The organism is Mycobacterium sp. M26 (assembly GCF_001494595.1).
In the GTDB taxonomy this organism is placed as follows: domain Bacteria; phylum Actinomycetota; class Actinomycetes; order Mycobacteriales; family Mycobacteriaceae; genus Mycobacterium.
Genome location: NZ_LN929908.1, coordinates 1,084,986 through 1,107,159, shown reverse-complemented (window position 1 = coordinate 1,107,159; position 22,174 = coordinate 1,084,986). Strand labels below are relative to the sequence as shown.

Below are 22,174 nucleotides of genomic sequence, written 5' to 3'. Positions count from 1 at the left end.
GCCCGGCCTCTCGCTGAAATTCGCGACAGATCGGGCGTCGGTAAGGCAGCTAGTTGTCAGCCGACTCGTTCGTCTTGCGCTTGCCGTAGCGCTTCTCGAAGCGGGCCACGCGGCCGCCGCTGTCGAGGATCTTCTGCTTGCCGGTGTAGAAGGGATGGCACTGCGAGCAGACCTCGACCACGATGTGGCCGCCTTCCTTGGTGCTACGCGTGGTGAAGCTGTTGCCACAGCCGCAGACCACGGTGGTCTCGGCGTAGGCAGGATGAATGCCTGTCTTCATGGTGTCCTCTTCATTCGTAGGTCGCCGGGTCGCCCTTGGGAAGTCCCTAGTCAACGGGCGTGAACCGGTACCTGAGGTGGTCGACGGCCCAGTATGCCAGGTTGACCGTCACCTGCCCAAACGCGTCATCGGCCGGCGCTATTCCGGGGTGACGACGCGGTAGACCTTGTCGCGGGCCCCGCGGGACCACAGTTCACCGCCCTCAGGGTGGGCACCGCGGGTGATCAGCTCGCGTTTGAGGACCTTGTTGGTGGCGGTGGTGGGCAGTTCGTCGGCGATCCAGACGTGGCGGGGCCAGGCCTTCGGCGACAGGTCGGGCTGGGCGGCCAGGAACTCGCCGAAACCCTCCGGGGTGAGCTTGGCCTGTTCGGTGAGCAGCAGGGCCACCATCACCTGGTCACCGACATGCTCGTCGGGCACCGGGTAGACCACGGCCTGGCTCACCTCGGGCAGCCGCAGGATGATGCGCTCGATCGGGGCAGCAGCCATGTTCTCGCCGTCCACCCGCATCCAGTCGGCGGTGCGCCCGGCCAGGTAGATCCACCCGTCGGCGTCGCGGTACCCCAGGTCACCGGACCAGTACATGCCGTGGCGCAGCCGCTCGTCGGTGGCACCGGCGTCGTTGTAGTAACCCCCGAACATGCCGCCACCGGTGGTGTTGACGATCTCGCCGATCGCCTCGTCCGGGTTGGCCAGCGCCCCGGTGGCGTCGAACTGGGCCGTCGCGCATTCCTGCAGCGTCTCGGAGTTGTAGATGGCCACCCCGGGGAAGCCCCGGCCGACTGATCCCGGCGGGCAGTTCTCCTCACGGGTGATGATGACCGCGCCCTCGGTGGAGCCGAATCCGTCCCAGACCGTGCAGCCGAAGCGACGGCCGAACTCGGCGATGTCCCGGTCGGTGGCCTCGTTGCCGAACGCGACCCGCAGCGGGTTGTCATGGTCATCGGGCCGCTCGGGGGTGGCCAGCACGTAGGCCAGTGGCTTGCCGACGTAGTTCATGTAGGTGGCGCCGTAGCGGCGCAGGTCGTCGAGCAGACCGGAGGCGGTGAAGCTGGCCGGTGCCATGGCCGCTCCGGCCGACAACGCCACCGCCCAGCCGGCCATCAGCGCATTGGAGTGGAACAGCGGCATCGACAGGTAGCAGACGTCGGCGGTGGTGATCTCGAACCGGTCGACGAGGGCCACCCCCGCGAACGGAACCATCATGTGGGCGACCTGAACGGCCTTGGGCTCGCCACTGGTGCCCGAGGTGAAGATCAGCATGAAGGTGTCGGTGGCGCTGACCTCACGGTGCGGAACCAACTCCCCCGCGCCGTCGAGCAGGGTCTGCCAGTCCGGTGAATCGACGTCGACCACCCGGACACCGGGCAGGTCCAGTCCGTCGAGCAGATCACGGTGGGCGGCGTCGGTCAGCAGGATCTGGCAGTGCGCCTTGGCGATGTCACGGGCCAGCGCCGCACCGCGACGGGTGTTGTTCACTCCGCAGAGCACGTAGCCGCCGAGGCCGGCGGCGGCCATCGCGGTCAGCATCGCGGGGGTATTGCCCAGCAGGGTGCCCACATGCAACGGCCGGTCGGTGTTGGCGAGGGCGATCAGGGCGGCCGCCTGGCGTTCGGCTTCCCCGAGATGCTCCTGCCAGGTCCACACCTGATCGTCGAACTTCACCGCGGGGCCGGTGTCGCTGCGGCGTTCCCGGAGCAGCTGCTGGACCGTCTCGGCCATCGGACTCCCGTCGAATTGAGGTTTTACCGCCGATTTCGCGGGCGGCACAGGTCAGAATAGAGGCCCAGGGTAAACAGGATTAGCAATCTGTCTACTCCACAGTCTCGGCGGCTGGTAAGCAGGTTTGACAGGATGACGGGGCATGTTGGATGACGTCGAAGGAGAAGCCGGGGTGACCGCAAGCGCCGACGCGGCCAGCCGGACCGCCGCGAAGACGGTCCGGGAGCGACTGATCGACGCCGCTGAGGTCTGTCTGCGGGCCAAAGGCATCCGCGCCACCACCGTCTCGGAGGTGGCCGAGGCCGCCGGGGTGTCCCGCGGGTGGCTCTACCGGCACTACCCCGACAAGGTGTCGCTGCTCGGCGCGGCCCTGGTCCGGCTCAACGAGGCGTTCTGGGAGGAGTCCAACCAGACTCTGGCCGCCCTCACGGGTTTCGAAGAGCGGCTGGCCGTGGGTGTGCGGCTGGGGCGCAGCGCGCATGAAAGCCCCGGAGCACTGGTGATGCAGTTGCGGCGCGACGAGCCCGAGGAATTCGCCGCCTGCGCGGGAGCCGGTGTGCAGGGCCTGCTGCCCGATCTCGGCCAGTTCTGGCGGCCGTATCTCGAGGCGGCACGGGACAGCGGCGAGATTCACCCCGACACCGAACTGGATGAGGCCGCCGAATGGGTGGCCCGAGTACAGATCAGTCTGGGCACCGTGCCGGGCGACACGCTCGACGCCGACGACTACGAGGCGGTACGGCGCTACATGCGCCGTTATGTGCTTCCCGGACTGCAGGCACCGCCCGCGCAGTGATGCTCAGGTCCGGTGGGCGTCAACCTCGTCGGAGATCGCAGTTCGACGGCCGGTCAGCACCAGCAGGATGTCGCGGACCGGTGCGCTGATCTCGTAGCCGTCCCCCGCGACGAAGTCCGCGTCGGAGGCCGTCAGCCGAATTCCCTTGGCCCGGCTGGCCGGCCGCATCGGAAACACCATGTGCCACAGGTGATGTGCCGCCGCTGCGCCCGCCGCGGCGGGGACGGGCCGGTCGATGCCCAGCGGAATCGTGATGTCCTGGCCGTGCACCAGAACGTCGGTCAACGGGTCGGCGGGCTTGGTGCCGATGATGTGTTTACGCGAGCCCACCGAGGCTCGCAGGGCAGCAACGATCTCGGCCTGGGAACGGGTGTCGGCCAGTGCCAGCCGGTTGATCATCGGGTCGAACCGAAAGCCGGAGCGGGCGGCTTCGACCATCGCCTGCAGGGGGCCCATCTGCGAGTGCGTGAGGTGCGCGGCGACATCGCGAACCTTCCACCCACGGCACAACGACTGCTGCTCCCACTGCTGGGGGCTGAGAGTATCGAGCAGATCGGCGAGGCTCGCGCGCTGCTCGTCGATGTTGTGCCAGATCTCGTCGGTGTCCATCGGTCCGCCCTGTAGTCAGTTGCCCTGTCCAAATTAGACAGGTAAACGTACTAAAGTCAACGCATGACCCCCGACGCGCCCAGCACTCCCACGCTGATGTTCATCGCGCACCGCGCCGCGGAGTTGCAGGTGATGTCCGCATTGGCCGCAGGTGGGTGGGACGACCTGACACTGGCACAGTCGCGGATGCTACAGAGGTTGAACCCCAACGGAATTCGCATCACGGAGCTCGCGGAGCGGGCGGCCGTCACCAAACAGACTGCAGGCGCTCTGGTGGAACAACTCGAGGCCGCCGGTTACGTCACCCGGGTGCCGGATCCCACCGACGCCAGGGCGCGACTGGTCATGCTCACCGAGAAGGGCCATGCCGTCTGCCACGCCGCGGCCAGTGAAATCTCATCCGTAGAGCGTCAATGGCGAAAGAATCTGGGCGCCAAGCGCTATCAGGAGATGCGCGCCACACTGATGCAGTTACGGCAAATCACCGATCCATTTCGTTAACCGGTCAACACCTGTCAGAATGCCCTTCATGATCTCCGCCAGCCACCGGTCGGTGATGCTGGCGACGGTGCTGACCGTGTTGATCGCCGGCTGTGCGCAGCCCGAAGGCGGGCAGAGCGCCCCGGTGACCTCGTCAGTGACCGCGACACCGGTCAGCACGGGGGTGTCCAACGGCAAGGCCTACACGGTGGACCGTTCGACCTCGTCAGGTGAACCCGCCGACGGCAGCGCGGGGCACTGGAATCTGACCATCGAGACCCTCTCCGGCGGTGACCCGCGGGTGGCTGAGACCTTCAACGATGCGGTGCACACCGCGGCGCAGCGACTGCTCGACGACGCCACGGCCGCGAACACCGCGGCCCACTGGACCTTCGAGACCTCACCGCGAATCTTCTTCGCCCCGGCGTCGGTGTCGGCCCTGATCAGCGCCACCTACACGGTCGAGGGTGCGGATCATCCGATCGGCTCGGTGCTCAACGTCGTGATCGATTCCCGGTCCGGGCGGCAGATCACGCTCAAAGAACTGTTCGTCGACGACCAGGCGGGGCTGAATCGGCTCGCGGAACAGACCAAGATGCTGCTACCGCCGGCGATGGGTGTCACCGCCACGCCCATGCCCAACCACCCGGGCAACAAGCCGCTGCTGGAGAACTTCGACAGCTGGATCCCGACGCCGGCCGGCCTGGAGATCCACTTCGCGGATCACCAGTTCGTCGCGGGCACGCCGGTGATCACGGTGCCGTGGTCGGCGATCGACGACCTGCTGGAACCTGAGATGAAGGCTCTGCGGCAGGCCTGAGGCGCCTGTTAGTCGACGTCCATGGCGCCGGCGGGACCGCCCGGCGCCGTCTTGGACACCTGAACCAGGAACTCGTAGTTGTTCTTGGTCTTGCGCAGCTGGCTCATCAGCAGGTCGATGGCCTGGTGGCTGTCCAGACCGGACAGCACGCGACGCAGCTTGTGCACGATCGCGAACTCGTCCGGCGAGAGCAGCAGCTCGTCCTTGCGGGTGCCCGACGGGTTGACGTCGACCGCGGGGAACACCCGGCGCTCGGCGATCTTGCGGTCCAGCTTGAGCTCGGCGTTACCGGTGCCCTTGAACTCCTCGAAGATCACCGTGTCACCGGTGGAGCCGGTCTCGACCATCGCGGTGGCGATGATCGTCAACGAGCCGCCGTGCTCGATGTTGCGGGCCGCGCCCAGGAACCGCTTGGGCGGGTAGAGGGCGGTGGAGTCCACACCACCGGACAGGATGCGACCGGAAGCCGGCGAGGCGTTGTTGTAGGCACGGCCCAGGCGGGTGATCGAGTCCAGCAGGACCACCACGTCCTTACCCTGCTCGACGAGGCGCTTGGCCCGCTCGATGGCGAGCTCGGCGGCCTGGGTGTGGTCTGACGGCGGCCGGTCGAAGGTCGAGGCGATGACCTCACCCTTGACCGAGCGCTGCATGTCGGTGACCTCTTCGGGCCGTTCGTCGACCAGCACCACCATCAGGTGGCACTCGGGGTTGTTCTTGGTGATCGCGTTGGCGATGTCCTGCATGATCGTGGTCTTACCGGCCTTGGGCGGGGACACGATCAGGGCGCGCTGGCCCTTACCGATGGGCATGATCAGGTCGATGACCCTGGTGGTCAGCTTCTCGGTGGTGGTCTCCAGACGCAGCCGCTGGTTCGGGTACAGCGGGGTCAGCTTGCCGAACTCGGGACGGTTCTTGGCCGCCTCGACCGGTCCGCCGTTGACACTGTCCAGGCGAACCAGCGGGTTGAACTTCTGCCGCTGGTTGTTCTGCTCGCCGTCCTTGGGCACCCGCACGGCACCGGTGACCGCGTCGCCGCGGCGCAGGCCGTTCTTGCGGACCATGTTCATCGAGACGTACACGTCGTTCGGGCCGGCCAGGTAGCCGGAGGTCCGCACGAAGGCGTAGTTGTCGAGCACGTCGAGGATGCCGGCCACCGGCTGGACGACGTCGTCCTCGCGCAGCTCGGACTCGCCGCCACCGCCGCCTTCGCCGCCCTGGCGCTCACCGCGGCGCCGGCGATCCCGGAACCGGCGGCCACGACGGCCACCGCGCTCGTCGTCGTCGTTGCTGTTGTTGTTGTTGTTGCGATTCTGGCCGCCGCCCTGGCCGTCGCCACCGGAGTCATTCGACTCGCGGTTCGCCTGACGGTTCTCGCCCCTGTTGTCGTTGCGGGGCTGGTCGGCCTTGTTCTCGCCGGTGTTGTCCGACTTGTTCTCGGACTGCTCGGCAGGCTTCTGCTGCTCGGCGTTCTCGCCGGGGGCACCGGCGCCGCGGTTGGCGCCACGGCGCTCGCGGCGGGGCTGCTCGGCGGGAGTGTCAGCAGCCGGCTCGGCGGCCGGCGCAGCGGGCTCGGCAGCCGGTGCGGGCTCGACGGCAGCCGGGGCCGGTTCGGCGGCAGCCGGGGCGCCTCCGTTGGCCGGGCTGTGCGAGCTGCTGCCGCCGTTCTGGGCGTCCCGGATGGCGGCGATCAGTTCGCTCTTGCGCATGCCGGAGGTGCCCTTGACGCCGACCTGATTGGCCAGTGCGCGAAGTTCGGGCAAAACCATCGTCGACAGCGATCCGGAAGCGCCGGCGCTCGCGGTGCGGGCGGGCTGCTCGGGTGCCGACGAGGTGGGTGAATCCACGGCGGGCGCATCCGCTGCCGGTGCGCTGTCTCCAGCCGTGATGAGGTCCGTATCGGTCACGGATTTCCTTTCTTCCCCCGCGTTTCGTCACGTCAGGGGTTCTGGCATTCAGCCGATTCGCTGAATGTGAAGTCTCACCGTCATCTGAGTGCCAACGGTGACGGTCGGGATTCGCGACCACATGGCGAACCGTCAGTCAACGACTTGAACACAAGAAGAATTGGTGGTCGTCCTAGTCTCGGCGCAGGTGCAGACGCTGCGATTGCCTGGACGGCACCGAGAATAGCCCTCTTTGCGGCAGGAAAGCAAGAAATACCCACCGGCGTGTGGCCAAGTCAGCCGCGGACGGCAACGCCGGAGCTCCAGCGAACAGGATCGCCGACCCCCAGCTCGGTCACCGTGAATCCGTGGGCGGTGCCGAACTCGACGGCCTCGGCAGGCAGATCAGCGCCCGTCGAGAGCGCCAACACCGAGGGTCCGGCGCCGGACAGCACCGCTGGAACTCCACAACGTCGCAGGACCTGCAGAAATTCCGCCGAGGCCGGCATCGCCGGAGCGCGCTGCGGTTGGTGCAGAACATCCTCGGTGGCGGCCATCAGCAGGTCCGGGCGCTCGGTCAGCGCCACCACCAGCAATGCGGCCCGGCTCAGGTTGAACCGGGCGGCGGTGTGGCTGACCTGTTCGGGCAACAGCACCCGCGTCTCCGCGGTGGACGACCGGACTTCCGGGATCCCCGAGAACAGTCGGATATCCGGGTGCAGCCGCACCGGCGCCGCCGCGTACGTCGGCGGCTGGGTGTGGGTGTCGGTCCAGGACACCACCGCCCCACCGAGCACCGCGGCCGAGGCGTTGTCCGGGTGACCTTCGAACTCCGAGGACAGCTGGATCAGCCGATCCTGATCCAGAAGCTGCAGATCTGCTTGTGCCACAAGGCCATTCGCGGCTGCAAGACCGCCCACTACGGCGGCCGCCGACGAGCCGAGACCACGCGAATGCGGGATGACGTTGCGGCAGCGCACCACCAGGCCGGGGGCGCAGGCACCGGCGGCCAGCAGGCCCCGGTGAATCGCGCGCACCACCAGATGGTCGTGGTTGTGCGGGACCTGACCGGCCCCCTCCCCCTCGACCTCGATGACCAGGCCGTCATCGGTGGTCTCGACCAGGATCTCGTCGTAGAGACCCAGCGCCACTCCCAGGCTGTCGAAACCCGGGCCGAGGTTGGCGCTGGAGGCCGCGACGGATGCGCTGGCGGTCAGTCCGGCAGGCAGGCTCAGGGTCACCGACAATCCGTCCTCAGTCCAGGCCGAGCTCGGCGACGACGGCCGCGGGATCGACGGGGATGGCGGTCACGGTCGGCATGCCGCGCAGCGCAGTGTCCGGATCCTTGAGTCCGTTGCCGGTCACGGTGCACACCACCGTGGAACCCGGCTTGACCCAGCCGTCCTCGACCGATTTGAGCAGGCCGGCAATGCTCGCCGCCGACGCGGGCTCGACGAACACGCCCTCGGCCTGGGCGACCAGGTGGTAGGCGGCCAGGATCTCGTCATCGGTGGCGGCCAGGAAGCGACCCCCGGATTCCTGCTGCGCGGTCACCGCGCCGTCCCAGGAGGCCGGCGATCCGATGCGGATGGCGGTGGCGATGGTCTCGGGATGGCTGACGGGCTTGCCGTGCACCAGCGGTGCCGCACCCGCGGCCTGGGTACCGAGCATCCGCGGCAGCTTGTCGCTGACGCCGTCGCGGTGATACTCGGTGTAGCCGCGCCAGTAGGCGGTGATGTTGCCGGCGTTGCCGACCGGCAGCGAGTGGACGTCGGGGGCGGTGCCCAGCGCGTCGACGATCTCGAATGCCGCCGTCTTCTGCCCCTCGATGCGCACCGGGTTGACACTGTTGACCAGGGAGATGGTCGGGTAGTCGGCGGTGAGCTTGCGGGCCAGCTCCAGACAGTCGTCGAAGTTGCCGTCAATCTGAATGATCTTGGCGCCGTGCATGACTGCCTGGGCGAGCTTGCCCATCGCGATCTTGCCCTGCGGAATCAGCACCGCGCAGGTGATTCCAGCACGCGCGGCGTACGCCGCCGCCGAAGCAGAGGTGTTACCGGTCGAGGCGCACAGCACCGCCTTCTGCCCACGGGCGACGGCGTCGGTGACGGCCATCGTCATCCCGCGGTCCTTGAACGAACCGGTCGGGTTGAGGCCTTCGACCTTCAAATGAACTGTGCAGCCGGTCCTTTCGGACAACCGGGGCGCAGGGACCAGCGGGGTGCCGCCCTCCAGCAGAGTCACCGGGGTCCAGTCGGCCGCCGCCGGCAGCCGGTGCCGGTAGGCCTCGATCAGGCCGGGCCACGGCGTGTGGACTTTGGTCGTGCTCATTCGGTGGTTCCCTCCAGTCGCAGAACGCTGTTCACGCTCTGCACGGCATCGAGATCGGCGAGTGCGGCAACAGTCTCCGACAATGCGGCGTCGGTGGCGCGGTGGGTGACCACCACGATCCGCGCACCTGCCGGCTGACCACCTTCGTCGGTGAGCCCTTCCTGACGCACCTCGGCGATGCTGACCTCACGCTTGCCGAATTCGTCGGCCACCGAGGCCAAGACGCCGGGGCGGTCGGTGACCGTCATGCTGACGTAGTAGCGGGTGGGGATGACGCCCATCGGGGCGATCGGCAGCTGGGCGTACTTGGATTCACGGGGGCCGCGGCCGCCCTGAACCCGGTTGCGCGCGGCCATCACCACGTCACCCATCACCGACGACGCCGTCGGCGCACCACCGGCGCCCTGGCCGTAGAACATCAGCCGGCCCGCCGCTTCGGCCTCGACGACGACGGCGTTGAAAGCGCCGTTGACGGTGGCCAGCGGGTGGGTCAGGGGCACCAGCGCCGGGTACACGCGCGCCGAAACACGTTGCTGGCCATCGGGTGTGGTGATGCGCTCGCAGATCGAGAGCAGCTTGATGGTGCAGCCCAGCGCCTTGGCGGCCTCGAAGTCGGCCGGCGACACCTTGGTGATGCCTTCCCGGTAGACGTCGTCGGCGGTCACGCGGGTGTGGAATGCGATCGAGGCCAGGATCGCCGCCTTGGCCGCGGCGTCATAGCCCTCGACGTCGGCGGTGGGGTCGGCCTCGGCGTAGCCGAGCGCGCTCGCGTCGGCCAGGGCCGAGGCGTAATCGGCTCCGGTGGAGGCCATCTCGGACAGGATGTAGTTGGTGGTGCCGTTGACGATGCCGGCCACCCGCAGCACAGAATCGCCAGCCAGTGACTGGGTCAGCGGCCGGATCACCGGGATCGCCCCTGCCACGGCGGCTTCGAAGTACAGGTCGACGTGAGCACGCTCGGCGGCCTGTGCCAACTCGCCGGTGGACTGCGCCAGCAGCGCCTTGTTGGCGGTGATCACCGACTTACCCTGCTCGAGGGCCGACAGGATGGCCTTGCGGGCCGGTTCGACCGGACCCATCAGCTCGACGACGATGTCGACGTCGTCGCGGGACACCAGCTCCTCGACGTTGTCAGTCAGAAGGGCGACCGGCACGCCACGGTCGTCGGCGACCCGGCGCACCGCCACACCGCGCAGCTCCAGCGGCGCCCCGATGCGGGCCGCGAGATCGACAGCGCTCTCCTCGATGATGCGCACGACCTCGCTGCCGACGTTGCCCAGACCCAATACCGCGACGCCGATGGGCTTTTCAGATGTACTCATGGTTACCTCACTTCCAAACTCAACAGGTCGTCGACGGTCTCCCGGCGCAGGATCAGGCGGGGCCGCCCGTCGCGCACGGCCACCACCGCGGGGCGGCCGATCAGGTTGTACCGGCTCGACATCGAATAGCAGTAGGCTCCGGTGGCGGCTACCGCCAGCAGGTCTCCGGGGCGGATGTCATCGGGAATCCAGGCATCGCGCACGACGATATCCCCGCTCTCGCAATGTTTTCCGACGACACGGGCCAGTGTCGGCTGGGCATCGCTGGCGCGGGACACCAGGCGTACGTCGTACTCGGCGCCATACAGCGAGGTGCGGATGTTGTCGCTCATTCCGCCGTCGACGCTGATGTAGCGCCGCGAGGAGCCCGAGCTGATCGCGACGTCCTTGACGGTGCCCACCTCGTAGAGCGTGACCGTGCCGGGGCCGGCGATGGCACGGCCGGGCTCGACGACGAGTCGCGGGGCGGGCAGCCCGACGGCTGCGGACTCGTTGGCGACGATCGCCCCGAGCTTGGCGGCCAGGTCCTGCACAGGCGGCGGATCATCCTGTGCCAGATAGGAAATGCCGAGGCCGCCGCCGAGGTCGACGGTCGCGATCTGGGCGGTCTTGTCCACCCCGAATTCCGCGACCACGTCGCGCAGCAGGCCGATCACCCGGTGGGCGGCCAGTTCGAATCCGGCCACATCGAAGATCTGCGAGCCGATATGGCTGTGCAGTCCGACCAGTCGCAGGTGGTCGGTGGCGAACACCCGGCGCACCGCAGCCATGGCGGCGCCGCTGGCCAGGGACAGGCCGAACTTCTGGTCCTCGTGGGCAGTGGCGATGAACTCGTGGGTGTGCGCCTCCACACCGACGGTGATGCGGATCAGCACGTCCTGCACCACACCGGCCTCCCCGGCGATGGCGTCGAGGCGTTCGATCTCGGTCATCGAGTCCAGCACGACGTGACCCACACCGGCTTTGACGGCGGTGGTCAGTTCGGCGACGGATTTGTTGTTGCCGTGGAACGCGATTCGCTCGGACGGGAACCCGGCATGCAGCGCCACGGCGAGCTCTCCCCCGCTGGCGACGTCCAGCGACAGGCCTTCCTCGGCAACCCAGCGCGCGATCTCGCTGCACAGAAAAGCCTTGGCCGCGTAGTGCACGTTGTGACCGCCGCCGAAGGCCGCCGCGATCTCCCGGCAGCGGCTGCGGAAGTCGTCCTCGTCGATGACGAACAGCGGGGTGCCGTATTCGGCAGCCAGGTCCGTCACGGCGACGCCGGCGATCGTCACTTCACCGGTTGTGGTGCGGATCAGGTTGCGGGGCCATACTTTCGGCGCCAAGGCCATCGCGTCTGCCGCACTGATGGGTCGCGGCGGTGTACCGCCGTGGTGGATCTCCTCGGCGTGCCGTGGGCCGGCCGGGTGAGCGTTCACATGCGCTCCGGTGCGGATACTCCGAGGATGCCCAGCCCGTTGCCGATCACCTGACGGGTGGCCGCACACAGCGCCAGGCGGGCCCGGTGCAGATCCGTGGGCTCTTCATCGCCCATCGGCAGCACCCGGCAGGAGTCGTAGAACCGGTGGTAGTCGCCGGCCAGATCCTCCAGGTAGCGGCACACCCGGTGCGGTTCGCGCAACGACGCGGCGGCCTTGAGCACCCGGGAGAACTCGCCCAGGTTGCGGATCAGGACGCCTTCTTTGTCGTGAGTGAGCAGATCCAGATGCGCGGTGTCGGGGGCCAGGCCGAGCTCGGCGGCGTTGCGGGCCAGTGCCGAGAGCCGGGCATGCGCGTATTGCACGTAGTAGACCGGGTTTTCGCTGGACGCCGACGACCACAGCGCCAGGTCGATATCGATCGGGGTGTCCACCGACGAGCGGATCAGAGCGTAGCGCGCAGCGTCGACGCCGATGGCGTCGACCAGGTCGTCGAGGGTGATTACCGTGCCGGCCCGCTTACTCATTCGCACCGGCTGGCCGTCGCGGACCAGGTTCACCATCTGGCCGATCAGCACCTCGACGGTGTCGGGGTCATCGCCGAGGGCGGCGGCGGCCGCCTTCAGGCGCGCGATGTAGCCGTGGTGGTCGGCGCCGAGCATGTAGATGCACAGGTCGAATCCGCGTTGACGCTTGTCGAGGTAGTAGGCGAGGTCACCGGCGATGTAGGCCGGCTGGCCGTCGCTCTTGATGACCACGCGGTCCTTGTCGTCGCCGAATTCCGTTGTGCGAAGCCAGGTTGCGCCATCCTTCTCGTAGATGGCGCCGTTCTCGCGCAGCTTGGCGATCGCCTGGTCCACTCGCCCGCTGGTGTGCATCGAGTCTTCGTGGGTGTAGACGTCGAAGTCCGTGCCGAATTCGTGCAGGGAGGCCTTGATGTGGTCGAACATCAGGTCCACGCCGATGGACCGGAAAGTCTCGCTCTGCTCCTCGCCGGTCAGGCTCAGCGCGTCGGGAGCCTTGGCCAGGATCTGGTCGGCGATGTCGTTGATGTAGGCGCCGGCGTAACCGTCCTCGGGAGCCGGTTCGCCCTTGGCGGCGGCGATCAGCGAGTTGGTGAACCGGTCGATCTGCGCGCCGTGGTCATTGAAGTAATACTCGCGCACCACGTCGCCGCCCTGGGTGGACAGCAGCCGCCCGAGGGCGTCGCCGACCGCGGCCCACCGGGTGCCACCGATGTGGATGGGGCCGGTCGGGTTGGCCGAGACGAACTCGAGGTTGATCTTCTGTCCGTCGAGCAGGGCGGATTGGCCGTAGGCGGCGCCAGCATCGAGCACGTTGCGGACGATGACGCCCTGGGCGGCGGCCTCGATCCGCAGGTTCACGAAGCCGGGCCCGGCAACCTCGGCGGAGGCGATGCCGTCCGCCGCGGTGAGGGCCTCGGCCAGCCATCCGGCCAGCTCACGGGGGTTGGTGCCGACCTTCTTGCCGACCTGCAGCGCCAGGTTGGTCGCGTAGTCACCATGCTCTGGATTACGCGGGCGCTCGACGGTGACCGTCGCAGGAAGTGCGTCGGTATCGAGGCCATGCTCGGCCAGCACCGCGGCAGCGGTGGTCTTCAGCAGCTCGGCGAGGTCGGCGGGGGTCACGGGGGTCCATCCTATGGTCTGACGTGGTCAGAGCCCGCATCCGTATCCCACACCGCAGCCACCCGGGGAATGGACCGGCGAGCGACCCGGGGGCTTTGGTCAGTGGGCACCGGGATGGGTTAGGCTGTGCACGCCCAACGGCGCAGTTCACAGTGATGCGCCCCCGTAGCTCAGGGGATAGAGCGTCTGCCTCCGGAGCAGAAGGCCGCAGGTTCGAATCCTGCCGGGGGCACTCAATTTTTCACCGTCTCCGCGCATCGAGTCTGCGGTCAGATCGTCGAATCGCGGGATACCTCACTCTGTACGCAGGCGCAGCGTCGGTAGACGTGTCGGGAGCGTCAAGTCCCGGCTACCAACCCAAACTCCGCCGCCCCGTCCGACTCACTGGCAACACGCGCACACAACGCTGTCGTCGCAACCGGCGACGACGCCAGTCCGTCGCAGCTCACCGGCCTTATGTGTGCGCCAGCTATGAATGTGGCAAACAGTTGTCCCAAAGTGTTTCTGCCCCGAGCCGGGTCAAGGTACCGTCCTTACCGGCAAAGACACCGACGAACAACGAGGTACGCCGATGGATCAGGCTCGAGTCAAAGGCGGCGTGTTACTCGGGGCTCTGGTCACCGGCGCACTCGGCGCCGGGACACTCAGCGCTCCCCCGGCCGCCAAAGCAGACTGTTTCTCGGCATTCGGAATCGGTAACGGAAACGGCTGCACGAGCAACCTGACCACCTTCGCGATCGGCATCGGCACTGGCGCGACAGCCGCCGCCGGCGGCTTCATGAACGGCGCGATCGCCATTGGCGACGGCGCCAGTGCCTCGACCGTCCTGAGTGCCTTCACCTGGGCGGCCGCGATCGGCAATGCAGCCTCGGCCGGGTCGCTGGTGTCCTTCTTCTCCACCGCGCTGCAACTAGGCGCGGGTACCGCCTCCACCTGGGGAGCGCTCAACCTGGTCGTGAGCCAGAACACCGGCACCGGTGCGTCGGAGGCCGGGGCGATCGGCATCGCCAACATCTCCTACCAGCTGGGCAACGGCACGACCTCCACACTGGGACTGTTCAACTTCGCCAGCGGTATCAACCCCACCGGCGGCGGTGCCCAAACCACCGGCGCCGCCGGATTGCTGAACTTCTCCCTGCAGCTCGGGCCCGGCACCACGTCGACCGTCGGTGGCCTCAACATCGCCGTCGGCTTCCTGCCGAATGACAACGGAACCCAGACCACCGCTGCCGGTGGCGTCGGCACTGCGGCGGTGAACCTCTCCGGCGACACCGGCAACAACAACGTCACCACTGCCGGCATCCTTACCGGCGCAGCCAACATCAGCGGCAACGACACCACGGTGACGGCCGGGAACTCGGCTGTTCCCTCGATCCTGCTCGGCGCCTTCAATGCGCTCGGCAACGGCAACAAAGTCACCGCAGGACCCGGCGCTGCGGCGCTCGCGGGATCCATCGGGCAGAACGGTGCCACCAACGAGGCCGGCGGCCCCGGCTTCAACATCAACGGCATCGCCGTCGGCCGGCCGGCGGCCACCCTCGGCAGTAACCGCACCACCACGACCAGTGCCGCCGCAGCCACCACGACAGCCGACGACACCGTGAGCAGCGGCCCCAAGCACGCCGCGAAGCCCTCCGGCAGCACGGCACGTCACGCCAAGGCGTCCGACTCGTCGGGCTCGAGCACCGGCGGCGGCGGGCGGCACCGAAAGTAGCCGGCGCATGAGCGCACGCACGTCGCTGGACAAACTCGGAGTTCGCTCAGGGTGCGATAACCGACGAAAAGTCTGTATCGCCACAATGACACCCGGTTCCCAACGGCCTGACCAGGCATTTGCTGGGGCTCCCAGCGAGCCCTGTTACGATCTGTGACCGGGGTAACAGGGGTCCGGAAAAGAACAGTGGCAGCAAAACACCGTGCGGCGAGCAAGAAGGCCAAGACGCAACGCAAGCGGCCTCAGCATCGCGCTCCCCAGCAGCACGGCGACCTGGCTACCTGGCTCGGCGCCGGCGCGCTCACCGTCGGATTCTGCGCCTCACTAGCCGGTGCCACCGGCGTCGCCAACGCCGCCCCGTCCAGTGACGACTCCACGTCGAATCACAGCACCGCCGACTCCGCCTCCACCTCCACCNGCGGCAGTTCCGGCCTCCCCGGTGTTGCAGGCACCGGCGGCAACGGTGGTAACAGCACGGGTGGCACCGGCGGCAACGGCGGCACGGGCGGCGGCAGTGTCCTGACCGCCGGAGCCGGCGGTAATGGCGGCAGCGGTGTCATCGGCGGTAATGGCGGAACCGGCGGAGCGGCCATCAGCGTCGGCTACGGCAACGTCATCGGCGGCACCGGCGGAGACGGCGGAACCGGCACCGTGACCGGCGGTAATGGCGGCGACGGCGGCATCGGCGTAATGGGCTACTACCTCTTCGGAACCGCGGGCAATGCCATCGGCGGCGACGGCGGCGACGGCGGCTCCGGTGGCACGACAGGGGGAACCGGCGGACAGGGCGGCACCTCCTACAACCTCGTCGGTGGAGTGGCGTTCGGTGGCGACGGCGGCGCAGGTGGTCCCGGTGTCAACGCGGGCTCGACCGGCGGCGGGGGCGGGATCGGCGGTAGCGCGTTCGCATTGTTGATCGCCAACGCGGTCGCCGGGATCGGCGGCTCAGCGGGCACCGGTCTGGCGGGCAACGGTTCCATCGGGCCTGGCGGTACGACCGGCACTACATAGCCGCTACCCAGGTCACACGTGTACGGCGTTGGTATGCGCCATGATTCGCACGCTGGCACGCTGACGAAACACGGCGCTTGACTCGGCCGCCCGTCGAAAGCGGTTGCCGTCGAATCACATCGGTATTTGACACCGTGGAAAATTTCAGCCGCTACCCGGCGCTGCTCCCGAGTCTCCTTGTCCAGCAAGGCTGTTTCAGGCCGCCCACCCCAGGCTCGTACATGGGTACACAACTGCGCACCATTGTTTGCGAGCAGCACCCGAATGTAGCCCGATGCCGAACATGGACGGCCACACCCCACCGCAATCGCGCTCCTCACGCCGGCACTCAGCTAAACCGGAATATCGTCTGTTTTTCGATAATGAATGAATTGAAGTCGTCGCCGGGACGATTAAATAGCCGTTCAAAAGCGACCCGCGATAATGCCAGTCCACGCATGTCAAAACCCAAGCACCTGGTCCCAGACGTTGGCCGTAGAGAACCACTGAGCACTGCCGATCATCACCTATGAAAACGCACACAATACGTGCGCATATCGATCATCGTGCGCGCTGACCATACACCTATAGGGGAAATGTACGGTCACATATTGAATGGGCTCTAAGAAACCGCACAACCATTTGCTGAAATTGCTTGTCCCCTTGTTAGCATTTGACCCCTGGGGTGACAGGAGACCGGAAACGCGCTGTGACAGCAAAACACCGTGCGGCTAACGGGAAGGCCAAGGCACAGCGCAGTCGCGCCCGCCATCGCGTTCCCGAGCAGCACAGTGATGTCTCCACCTGGCTCGGTGCCGGGGCCCTCACGGTCGGTTTCTGCGCATCACTAGCGGGTGCCACCGGCGTCGCCAACGCCGCACCGGACGACGACTCGTCATCACAGCACGCCACCGCCGGTGCCAAATCCCAGGCCAGCGGTGGTGCCGCCAGCGCACCGAAGGCCAGCTCTGGTTCCACCGGCAAGCCCCGGCCACACACCCGAGCAGCGAATTCGCAGCCCACTTCTGCCCCCTCCGCGGCAAGCCGCGCGACAACCGGCCGCGCCGCCCTGCCCGCATCGGTGTCCAGGACCATCACCGTGTCACCAGCCGCCGCGACGTCGACCGATACCGCCGCTCCGGCGCTCAGACTCACGACTCCGCTGCCCGCGGCCGCCACCCCGACCGCGTACTCGGTGTCGGCGGTGCCATTGCTGCCGACCTTCCCGAGCCTGCCCTGGGTAGGCACGCTCAGCTCGTTCATGTCGCAGCTGATCGGCGACGGCACCGCCGACCACCCGGACGCCGGCCTGCTCGTCGGCAACGGCTACAGCTACGGCACGGTGGTCGGGGACTGCACCGCGGCCTCGGGCAGCTGCAACGGCGGTAACGCGGGCCTGCTGTACGGCAACGGTGGCAGTGGCTGGGGCGGCGGTAACGGCGGGACGTCCGGAATCATCGGCAATGGCGGCAACGGTGGCGCCGGGCAGTCCGGCCAGTCCGGCGGCAATGGTGGGTCGGCACTATGGCTGGGCCACGGGGGCAACGGCGGCGCAGGCGGGTCGACCACCGTGGCTCTGCAGTCCGGCGGCAGGGGCGGTAACGGGGGCGGGCGGCACCGGTGGACAAGGCGGTGCCGGCACCACCGGCACCGACTCCACGACGGCACCCACCGCGGGTGGACAGGGCGGACAAGGTGGTACCGCCGGGCAGGGCGGCACCGGCGGCGCCGGTATCGGCGGAGTCGGCGGCGGCGCTGGTGGTCAGGGCGGCGTCGGTGGTACCGGCGGCCAGGGCGGCACCGGTGGTAACAACACCGGCAACACCGGCGGCCAAGGCGGAGCCGGCGGCCAGGGTGGCACCGGCGGAACCGCAGGTGCAGCCGGTCTGGGTGGAACAGGCGGCGGTGCAACAGGATCCACCGGTACCGGCGGTCAAGGCGGTAAGGGCGGTACTGGTGGGACCGGCGGCCAAGGTACGGCGGGCACCAGCTCGGCCACGGCGCCCACCGCGGGCGGGCAAGGCGGTCAGGGCGGAACGGCGGGTACCGGTGGTACGGGCGGTGCCGGTATTGGCGGCATAGGCGGCGGCGCTGGTGGTCAGGGCGGCGTCGGTGGTACCGGCGGCCAGGGCGGCACCGGTGGCAACAACACCGGCAACACCGGCGGACAAGGCGGAGCCGGCGGCCAGGGCGGCACCGGCGGAACCGCCGGCGCAGCCGGTCTGGGTGGAACAGGCGGTGGTGCAACAGGATCCACCGGTACCGGCGGCCAAGGCGGCAAGGGCGGCACCGGTGGCACAGGTGGAACCGGCGCCACCGGCATCGACTCCACTACTGCCCCGACAACCGGTGGACAGGGCGGACAAGGCGGAACGGCGGGCGCCGGCGGTACGGGTGGTGCCGGTATTGGCGGCGTCGGCGGTGGCTCCGGCGGCCAGGGCGGCGTTGGCGGTCAGGGTGGCCAGGGCGGCACCGGCGGCAACAACACCGGCAACACCAGCGGACAAGGTGGCGCCGGCGGCCAGGGCGGCACCGGCGGAACGGCCGGCGCAGCGGGCACCGGTGGAACCGGCGGTGGCACCACCGGTTCCACCGGTACTGGAGGAACCGGTGGTACCGGCGGCAAGGGCGGCCAAGGCGGCACCGGCACCACCGGCACCGACTCCACAACAGCGCCGACCGCGGGCGGCCAAGGCGGACAAGGCGGCACAGCAGGCCAAGGCGGCACGGGTGGTGCCGGCATCGGCGGCGTCGGCGGCGGCACGGGCGGCCAAGGTGGCGTCGGCGGCACCGGCGGCCAAGGCGGTCTCGGTGGCAACAACACCGGCAACACCGGCGGACAAGGCGGCGCCGGCGGCCAGGGCGGCACCGGCGGCACGGCCGGCGCAGCGGGCACCGGCGGAACAGGCGGCGGCACAACAGGAACCACCGGCACCGGCGGCACCGGTGGCACCGGTGGCAAGGGCGGCCAAGGTGGCACAGGCACCACCGGCACCGATTCGGCCACCGCGCCGACGGCGGGCGGCCAAGGCGGACAAGGCGGCACAGCGGGTACTGGTGGCACCGGTGGTGCCGGTATCGGTGGCGTCGGCGGCGGTGCAGGCGGTCAGGGCGGTGTCGGCGGCACCGGCGGCCAGGGCGGTCTCGGCGGCAACAACACCGGCAACACCGGCGGACAAGGCGGCGCTGGTGGCCAGGGTGGCACTGGCGGCACCGCGGGTGCAGCCGGTCTGGGTGGAACCGGCGGTGGCGCAACAGGAACCACCGGAACCGGCGGCCAAGGCGGCAAGGGCGGCGCCGGCGGCACCGGCGGTACCGGTACGACCGGCACTGACTCGGCCACCGCTTCGGCTGCGGGAGCAGGCGGTCAGGGTGGACAGGGCGGCACGGCCGGCCAAGGCGGTACCGGCGGCGCGGGCATCGGCGGAGTCGGCGGCGGTGCCGGCGGCCAGGGTGGTGTCGGCGGTCAAGGTGGCCAGGGCGGTACCGGCGGCGCCAACACCGGAACCGCGGGCGGGGCCGGCGGTCAGGGTGGCCAAGGCGGCACCGGCGGCACTGCAGGTGCGGCAGGCACCGGCGGAACCGGTGGCGGCGCAACAGGTTCCACGGGATCCGGCGGCGCTGGCGGCAAGGGTGGCACCGGCGGCCAGGGCGGCCAAGGCACCACCGGCACCGCGTCCACCACAGCCGCGGCCGGAGGCACCGGCGGCGTCGGCGGCGCGGGCGGTGCAGCAGGCGCCGGTGGCACCGGCGGCGCAGGCATCGGCGGAGTCGGCGGCGGCGCCGGCGGCCAAGGTGGCGTCGGCGGCGTCGGCGGACAGGGCGGCACCGGCGGCGCCAACACCGGGACGGCCGGCGGAGCGGGCGGACAAGGCGGCCAGGGTGGTGCCGGCGGCGCGGCAGGGGCAGGCGGAGGCACGCTGGTGATCGTCGGCGGTGCCGGCGGCACGGGCGGCGCGGCCGGCGTCGGTGGCCTCGGCGGTGCCGGCACGGGTAACACCGGCGTCGGCGGCAGCGGCGGCCAGGGCGGGGTTGGCGGCGCGGGCGGCAACGGCGGCAACGCGCTTGTCAGCACCGGCGGCAAGGGCGGCAACGGGGCCACCGGTGGTGTTGGTGGTTCCGGCGGCAACGGCAATGGCGGTGGCGGCACGGGTGGCACGGGTGGCACCGGCGGCACCGGCGGCACCGGCGGAACCGGGGTGACCGGCGCAGGCAAGGCGGGAACCACCGGAGGCGCCGGCACCGCCGGAACCGGACCCAGCAGCACGACAGGTGGCCCCGGCGGTAGCGGCGGAACCGCGGGAACAGGTGGCGCCGGCGGCTAAAACCGCACAGCCACAAGCATTACGAGGCTAAGCGTCCAACCGGTTGAAGTGGTTTCGCGTGTAGTGCTCAACGCACAGCGATCGCCGGACCTTGCCACTAGTGGTCACCGGGATCGACCCCTGCGCTACCAGAACCAGATCCGAGACGGCCAGCCGATGCGCATTGGAGATCGCCGCCGTCACTTCCCGCTTGATGGCGGCCAGGTTCTCGGCGATCTCCTCATCAGAGTTGCCGCGCTTGCGGACCTCCATAACCACGACAGCTTTCTCCTCGCCGTCGTCGGTGACGGCGATCGCTGCCACCCGGCCGCGGGTGATCTCCTGGACCGTTGCCTCGATGTCGTCGGGAGCGTGGTTCTGCCCGTAGATGATCAGCAGGTCTTTGATGCGGCCGACCACGAAAAGTTCACCGTCGGAGATGAAACCGCGATCGCCGGTCCGCAGCCACCCGGTTTCGGGGGTATCCCCCGTCGCGCCAGCCAGGGTGGCGCCGAACGTGCGGGCCGTCTCCTCCGGCTTCTCCCAGTAGCCGGCAGCGACGTTGTCGCCGTGCACCCAGATCTCGCCGAGCACACCGGGCTCGCATTCGACACCGCTGTCGTGGTCGACGACTCGGACCACCGGCGACAGCGCGGACCGTTGGGCGCCGTAGCTGACCAGCGGGGTACCGGTCTCGGCCCGTTTCGCGTGCCCGGCTGCCAGGCTCTCGGAGTCGAACGACACGATCGTCGGGGCCTTGGCCGGATCGGGTGTGGCGACATACAGAGTCGCCTCGGCCAGACCGTAGGAGGGCTGAATGACGTTGTCGTGCAAGCCGAATCGGGTGAAGCGGTCCATGAAGCGCTTGACCGTGGAGGGCTGCACCCGCTCGGCGCCGCTCTGGATCAGCAAGATCTCGCTGAGATCGACACCAGCCATGTCGTCGTCGGAGATTTTGCGGGCCGCCACGTCGAAGGCGAAGTTGGGCGCCGAGGTGAAGGCACGCTCGTAGCCACCGGCCAGGTGCATCCAGCGAGCCGGCCGCTGCAGGAACGACACCGGGCTGGTGAGCACCGTGGGGAACCCGGCGACGACCGGTGTGCAGATACCCATCAGCAGACCGAGGTCGTGATAGAACGGCAGCCACGACACGATGGTCGGCGGGGCCACCACACCGCCGTCGGCGAGGAAGTCGGTGCAGATCTGCTGAAGGTTGGTCAGCACATTCTTGTAGGAGATCATCACGCCGGCCGGTGAGCGAGTCGACCCGGAGGTGTACTGCAGATAGGCCGGACCCTCGTAGCCGTGGAAGTCGCCGTCACCGGTGTCCGAGCGCACCGGAGCGTTGAGGTCCAGACGGTCGACCTCGATGACCGCGGGCGTCGGCTGCCCCGGCGGCGGGGTGAGGCTGCGGACCACCTCGGAGACCACCGCCGAGGTGGTCAGAACAGCGGCCGGCTGGGCGTCGCGTAATACCGAGTCGACGCGCTCGTCGGCCACACCGCCGAACGGCACCGCCAGCGGGGCGGGGATCAGACCGGCCTGCAGGCAGCCCAGGAATCCCACGATGTACTCCAGCCCCTGCGGCGCGACGATCATCGCCCGGTCACCGGGCTTGGAGCAGGTGCTGAGTTCGCGGGCCACGTTGAGGGCTTGTCGGTACAGCTCCGGCCAGGTCAGGCTCAGCGGGACGCCCGCCCAGTCCTGATCGAAGTCGACGAACGTCAGTGCCGTGTCGTCTGGCTGCAGCAGCGCGCGCTCGCGCAACAGTGCCGGAAACGAGGTCTCAACCGCCTGTGTCACGGACCACAGGCTAGCGCAGACGGAACCGTCAATTACTGGAAGGTAGGAGA

Annotated in this window: 16 protein-coding genes and 1 tRNA gene; 6 read left to right on the top strand and 11 right to left on the bottom strand. The window is 68.8% G+C overall.

Features of this window, described 5'->3' with window-relative positions:
* Positions 1 to 49 precede the first annotated feature (49 nt).
* Together rpmE and fadD1 are read right to left on the bottom strand one after the other, a co-directional pair.
* The gene (gene rpmE / locus BN3385_RS14590; protein ID WP_059017532.1) at positions 50 to 280 is read right to left on the bottom strand and encodes a 50S ribosomal protein L31; all 231 of its coding nucleotides are present in this window, start codon (positions 278 to 280) and stop codon (positions 50 to 52) included.
* Between the two features lie 138 nt (positions 281 to 418).
* Positions 419 to 2,002: a fatty-acid--CoA ligase FadD1 gene (gene fadD1, locus BN3385_RS14585; protein ID WP_059017530.1), complete on the bottom strand. Its 1,584-nt coding sequence runs from the start codon at positions 2,000 to 2,002 to the stop codon at positions 419 to 421.
* Between the two features lie 142 nt (positions 2,003 to 2,144).
* Here fadD1 and BN3385_RS14580 point away from each other — a divergent pair, with 142 nt between their 5' ends.
* The gene (locus BN3385_RS14580) at positions 2,145 to 2,798 is read left to right on the top strand and encodes a TetR/AcrR family transcriptional regulator (RefSeq protein WP_059017529.1); all 654 of its coding nucleotides are present in this window, start codon (positions 2,145 to 2,147) and stop codon (positions 2,796 to 2,798) included.
* 3 nt (positions 2,799 to 2,801) lie between these two features.
* Here BN3385_RS14580 and BN3385_RS14575 read toward each other — a convergent pair whose 3' ends face one another.
* Positions 2,802 to 3,407: a maleylpyruvate isomerase family mycothiol-dependent enzyme gene (locus BN3385_RS14575; RefSeq protein WP_059017527.1), complete on the bottom strand. Its 606-nt coding sequence runs from the start codon at positions 3,405 to 3,407 to the stop codon at positions 2,802 to 2,804.
* Positions 3,408 to 3,470: 63 nt separating this feature from the next.
* On the opposite strand from BN3385_RS14575, the gene BN3385_RS14570 reads away from it, so the two are divergent.
* Together BN3385_RS14570 and BN3385_RS14565 are read left to right on the top strand one after the other, a co-directional pair.
* The gene (locus BN3385_RS14570) at positions 3,471 to 3,908 is read left to right on the top strand and encodes a MarR family winged helix-turn-helix transcriptional regulator (protein ID WP_059017525.1); all 438 of its coding nucleotides are present in this window, start codon (positions 3,471 to 3,473) and stop codon (positions 3,906 to 3,908) included.
* A 28-nt stretch (positions 3,909 to 3,936) separates the two neighbouring features.
* Complete coding sequence (locus BN3385_RS14565; RefSeq protein WP_156432764.1) at positions 3,937 to 4,707, top strand: RsiV family protein; 771 nt, start codon at positions 3,937 to 3,939, stop codon at positions 4,705 to 4,707.
* Between the two features lie 8 nt (positions 4,708 to 4,715).
* On the opposite strand, the gene rho is transcribed toward BN3385_RS14565, so the two are convergent.
* The 6 genes from rho to argS all read right to left on the bottom strand — a co-directional run bounded on the left by rho (position 4,716) and on the right by argS (position 13,313).
* The gene (gene rho / locus BN3385_RS14560; RefSeq protein ID WP_059017521.1) at positions 4,716 to 6,611 is read right to left on the bottom strand and encodes a transcription termination factor Rho; all 1,896 of its coding nucleotides are present in this window, start codon (positions 6,609 to 6,611) and stop codon (positions 4,716 to 4,718) included.
* Positions 6,612 to 6,886: 275 nt separating this feature from the next.
* The gene (thrB, locus tag BN3385_RS14555) at positions 6,887 to 7,831 is read right to left on the bottom strand and encodes a homoserine kinase (RefSeq protein ID WP_059017519.1); all 945 of its coding nucleotides are present in this window, start codon (positions 7,829 to 7,831) and stop codon (positions 6,887 to 6,889) included.
* 13 nt (positions 7,832 to 7,844) lie between these two features.
* The gene (thrC, locus tag BN3385_RS14550; protein ID WP_059017516.1) at positions 7,845 to 8,921 is read right to left on the bottom strand and encodes a threonine synthase; all 1,077 of its coding nucleotides are present in this window, start codon (positions 8,919 to 8,921) and stop codon (positions 7,845 to 7,847) included.
* Positions 8,918 to 10,243 carry a homoserine dehydrogenase gene (locus tag BN3385_RS14545; protein WP_059017514.1) on the bottom strand — a complete coding sequence of 442 codons (1,326 nt, stop codon included), beginning with the start codon at positions 10,241 to 10,243 and terminating at the stop codon, positions 8,918 to 8,920. Before BN3385_RS14545 ends, thrC begins: the two co-directional genes overlap by 4 nt.
* 2 nt (positions 10,244 to 10,245) lie before the next feature.
* Entirely contained in the window at positions 10,246 to 11,577 is a 1,332-nt protein-coding gene (lysA, locus tag BN3385_RS14540) for a diaminopimelate decarboxylase (RefSeq protein ID WP_197415304.1), read from the bottom strand.
* Positions 11,578 to 11,660: 83 nt separating this feature from the next.
* Positions 11,661 to 13,313, bottom strand: a complete 1,653-nt coding sequence (argS, locus tag BN3385_RS14535; RefSeq protein ID WP_059017510.1) for an arginine--tRNA ligase — start codon at positions 13,311 to 13,313, stop codon at positions 11,661 to 11,663.
* A gap of 159 nt (positions 13,314 to 13,472) precedes the next feature.
* Here argS and BN3385_RS14530 point away from each other — a divergent pair.
* Together BN3385_RS14530 and BN3385_RS14525 are read left to right on the top strand one after the other, a co-directional pair.
* Positions 13,473 to 13,545: transfer RNA gene (locus BN3385_RS14530), tRNA-Arg, on the top strand.
* A 339-nt stretch (positions 13,546 to 13,884) separates the two neighbouring features.
* On the top strand, positions 13,885 to 15,027 hold the full coding sequence (locus BN3385_RS14525; RefSeq protein WP_059017507.1) for a hypothetical protein: 1,143 nt from the start codon (positions 13,885 to 13,887) through the stop codon (positions 15,025 to 15,027).
* 1,656 nt (positions 15,028 to 16,683) lie between these two features.
* On the opposite strand, the gene BN3385_RS28225 is transcribed toward BN3385_RS14525, so the two are convergent.
* Positions 16,684 to 17,280, bottom strand: coding sequence for a hypothetical protein (locus BN3385_RS28225; RefSeq protein WP_156432763.1), 597 nt, complete (start codon positions 17,278 to 17,280; stop codon positions 16,684 to 16,686).
* 200 nt (positions 17,281 to 17,480) lie between these two features.
* Here BN3385_RS28225 and BN3385_RS29220 point away from each other — a divergent pair, with 200 nt between their 5' ends.
* Positions 17,481 to 20,342, top strand: a complete 2,862-nt coding sequence (locus BN3385_RS29220) for a PE family protein (protein WP_156432762.1) — start codon at positions 17,481 to 17,483, stop codon at positions 20,340 to 20,342.
* 27 nt (positions 20,343 to 20,369) lie between these two features.
* Here the strand turns inward: BN3385_RS29220 and BN3385_RS14510 are convergent, their stop codons facing one another.
* Positions 20,370 to 22,124 (bottom strand): AMP-binding protein, encoded by a 1,755-nt coding sequence (locus tag BN3385_RS14510; RefSeq protein WP_059017503.1) that lies wholly within the window; start codon positions 22,122 to 22,124, stop codon positions 20,370 to 20,372.
* Positions 22,125 to 22,174: the final 50 nt, after the last annotated feature.